At 50.0% G+C, this 250-nt stretch carries 1 pseudogene; it reads right to left on the bottom strand.

What is annotated here, in order from left to right:
* A pseudogene (locus FDX22_RS27475) lies at positions 1–249 on the bottom strand (two-component system sensor histidine kinase BaeA); the annotation flags it as partial.
* Between the last annotated feature and the right edge of the window lies 1 nt (position 250).

Genomic DNA, 250 nt, shown 5'->3' with positions numbered 1-250 from the left:
ACGTAGGATCTGAAAAACAAACCGATCGTTATTGCGCAAAAATCGCCAGTTGCCATGTTGTTCATACTGTTCGCCGAGCGCATCGCTCAACATTTGCAGCCGCTGTTCGTTACCGTGCTTAATATAGTCGATAAAACCGCGTTCGAAGCTTATGCGTACGGCCCAGTGCATGCTGATCAGCAACACAATGCAGGTGGCGAAAATCGCCAGAAACAGTTTGCCGGTGATACCGGGCCGCCAGAACTTCATC

It is taken from the genome of Citrobacter sp. TBCS-14 (assembly GCF_005280805.1).
GTDB classification, from domain to species: domain Bacteria; phylum Pseudomonadota; class Gammaproteobacteria; order Enterobacterales; family Enterobacteriaceae; genus Citrobacter; species Citrobacter gillenii.
This window is presented reverse-complemented; position numbering and strand designations above follow the sequence as displayed.